The organism is Moorena sp. SIO4A1 (assembly GCF_010672065.1).
Taxonomy (GTDB): domain Bacteria; phylum Cyanobacteriota; class Cyanobacteriia; order Cyanobacteriales; family Coleofasciculaceae; genus Moorena.
This window is the reverse complement of the sequence record NZ_JAAHHX010000193.1, coordinates 1-3,369: the sequence shown is the minus strand read 5'-3', so window position 1 is coordinate 3,369 and position 3,369 is coordinate 1. Positions and strand designations below refer to the sequence as shown.

Here is a 3,369-nt window from a genome sequence, read left to right as displayed (position 1 = left end):
GAGAACGTTGATGAACACACAATCAGAAACTGCCATTAAGCACAGTGATGTAATCAACCGGATAGTACTGAATCGCCAAAACACTGAAGAAATTGGTCGGGTAGCTGAGCTGTGGCTCGACCCAATTGCTCACCAAGTTTTGGGTTTGGTTTGCAAGTCAGGACTGCTGGGTCGCAAAAAACGGTCATTTACTTGGGCAGAAATTGAGACGATTGGCTCCGACAGCATTCTAGTTTACCTTGGCTCGGAAACCACAGCGAAAAAACCGGAATCTGTGGAATCGATTGTGGGACATCAGTTGTGGACGGACGGAGGGAATCAGGCAGGTACTTTGATGGACTATCGATTCGACCCCAACACGGGGAAGGTAGTTGAGTATATCTTTGGATCCAAGGGCTGGCGTGGTCTCACTGATGGCTCCTACCGACTTCCTCCTGTCGCGATCGCTAGTGTGGGCGGTAAACGAGTGATGGCGATCGAGGCGATGGTGCAAAAGGCTGAGCACTATACGGGTGGCATCAACCACAAAATTTCTCAGGCGGCTGAATCCTTGAAAGATGACTACGCTAAAACCAAGGAAGATATGGCGGCGCTGGTGAAAGGGACTCAGGGGTTAGCGACTCAAGTGCAAGAAACTACTAAAAAAGTAGCGGGGAATGCTCAAGATAAGTTCTCTGAGGTCGCTGGTCAAGTGCAAGAAACTACTAAAAAAGTAGCGGAGAATACCCAACAGAAGCTCTCTGATGTTGCTGATCAAGCACAACAGACCACTAAAGAGCTAACTGGTAATGCTCAACAGAAGCTCTCTGAGGTTGCTGGTCAAGCACAACAGACCACTAAAGAGCTAACTGGTAATGCTCAACAGAAGCTCTCTGAGGTTGCTGGTCAAGCACAACAGACCACTAAAGAGCTAACTGGTAATGCTCAACAGAAGCTCTCTAATGTTGCTGGTCAAGTGCAAGAAACTACTAAAAAAGTAGCGGAGAATACCCAACAGAAGCTCTCTGATGTTGCTGGTCAAGCACAACAGACTACTAAACAGCTAACTGGTAATGCTCAACAGAAGCTCTCTGATATTGCTGGTCAAGTACAACCGAGCAATAAAAAAGTAGCGAAGAATGCCCAAGAGAAGTTTTCTGATATTGCTGGTCAAGCACAACAGACCACTAAACAGCTAACTGGTAATGCTCAACAGAAGCTCTCTGAGGTCGCTGGTCAAATACAACCGACCAATAAAAAAGTAGCGGCCAATGCCCAAGAGAAGTTTTCTGAGATTGCTGCTCAAGTGCAACAAACGGCTAAACAGGTGACTGGTAATACCAAAGAGAAGCTTTCTGATGTCACCACTCAAGTGCAAGAGGCTACTAAAAAAGTAGCGGAGAATAGCCAAGAGAAGTTCTCTGAGGTTGCTGGTCAAGCACAACAGACTACTAAACAGCTGACTAACCAGGCTAAGGAAACATTAGCTCAAGTAAAGACAAAGTTGCCGAGTGCTGACTCCGCTACTACTACAGACGCTGCTCAGAAAGACAAGACACTCAACCCTAGTTCTGAACCAGAATCTGCCAAAACAGCTCTTAAGCACTTAGGACTTACGCAAATCTCTTAATTTAACGCTACTTGTAGGGTGGGCAAAACCTTGCCCACCCTACCCATGGAGTCTGTGCGTAAGTCCTGGCACTAACTGATCTATACAACTGAAAGAGAAAAATACCATGAGACAAGTTGCAATACTGGTAACTAGACAATTTGCAATGGTGCTAAGTATTTTAGCGATCGCATCTTTGTTATCTCTAGCTACTGATGGTAATGAGAACTCTCAGTCTCAACCGACTCCGAGTTCACCAGAAGCAACTGCACCCCAAACACCAGCAGAAACCGTTGCATCCGAGAGAAAAGAAAAACAGAAGTCTCTGCAGAACATAATCTCTGTGTTAATGGTCGCTGATCAGTAATGTCAGCATTCAGCTATCAGCATTCAGCTATCAGCCCTCAGCTATCAGCCAAAGGCCTATGGCCAACGGCTAACCGCTGAGAACCCCGTAGCGTGCCCTAAGCGCATATGCTGAGATCGGCTTTTCTCCAAAGTTTCAACTCTGATTAATCTCAAACTATTAGGTACGACCCGTGGCGAATTTAATTCTTAATTCCGAAAGCGCACCTTTAAATTCTCCTGTTTGAGGTTTATTTTAAGCATTAGGCTGACAGCTGACAGCTGTTCGGTGTAGCGTGGCCGTAGGCCAACGGCTGAATGCTTACTCAGTAATTACTTAGAAGGTGGCAAGAAACGTTTATTTAAGGAGAATTCAAACAATGATGACGACTGACAACAATAGCGATTGTGAATTTCTTGAAGAAGACAGTATATGGTCTGACCTCAGAGCAATAAGAGTTATCAATGGCCTGCAACAGGAGGTGCAATCCCTAGAAGCCTCAGTGAAACGGCTCCAAATCTTGCTGGTGTTAAGTATTGTGATCCTAGGAGGTAGTATTGCTGCTATCAGTCCCCTTGGTGCTATAACTTACAACCAGTTGCAGCAGCAATTCGCACCAGTAAATTCCTGGAAAACCACTCAACAAAACCGGTGATTTTTTGATTAATTATCGACCATTAAAACTAAATAATAACTACTAGAGTATTACTAAATGAATTGTGCCCATTTTTGATAATAAATTCCCGACTCCCGACTCCCGACTCCCGACTCCCGACTTCCAGTTCTCTTTGCTATAAAAAACCAACAATAAATAGTCTCAAATAAAGGCCATGTCTAACAACAATAATCTAAGGAAAATAAGCACGATCAATAATTTTGCTATAGACAACAAACCCCTTTCTAACACAGCCCTTCCTGTTGTTACCCCAGTCAATCCTCTTGCTAATCTCCAAGAGCAACATATCGAAGAAGTCGCCGAAGCATTGGTGGAATTTCAAATGACTGCCATGTCCGATAAGAAGAAACATGAGCAAGAAAGAAAGCAGCTACAGAAAAAAATGGGTCGCTTCACTGCTATTTGGATGATTTTCATCTTGATGGTAGCAGGAGCAGGAGCTTGGACAGGATATTTCTTTTATACCCAGCTCAAAGAGCTAACTACACAAATTAATTCAGTCAAAGAGGCTCAGGGAGAATTAGAACTGGCAAAACAAGTTCAACAGCTAGAAAGTCAGCTATCTCAACTCAAAAAGCAAGTGCCATCGAATCTGGCAACTGACTTAGAAGCTAACCAAAAAAAACTTTTAGCACTAGAAAAACAAGTCCAAGGAGTACAAGAAAGCGTTAAGCACCGCCAACAAGCCCTAATGGTTTTAGCCAACGCTTTTCAAGACTTGGCTACTTTTGATCAGTCTGAGCCTCCTGTGACTGCGAC

4 protein-coding genes are annotated in these 3,369 nt (G+C 44.2%); all 4 read left to right on the top strand.

From position 1 onward, the window contains the following. A partial coding sequence (locus tag F6K53_RS35970) for a PRC-barrel domain-containing protein (protein ID WP_293084200.1) occupies positions 1 to 1,609 on the top strand: 1,609 nt, incomplete at its 5' end. A gap of 106 nt (positions 1,610 to 1,715) precedes the next feature. Further along, entirely contained in the window at positions 1,716 to 1,955 is a 240-nt protein-coding gene (locus tag F6K53_RS35965) for a hypothetical protein (protein ID WP_293084198.1), read from the top strand. A gap of 358 nt (positions 1,956 to 2,313) precedes the next feature. Beyond that, a complete protein-coding gene (locus F6K53_RS35960; RefSeq protein ID WP_293084195.1) occupies positions 2,314 to 2,589 on the top strand; it encodes a hypothetical protein in 276 nt (91 codons plus the stop codon). Between the two features lie 175 nt (positions 2,590 to 2,764). Further along, on the top strand, positions 2,765 to 3,369 hold a 605-nt coding region (locus F6K53_RS35955; protein ID WP_293084193.1), incomplete at its 3' end, for a hypothetical protein.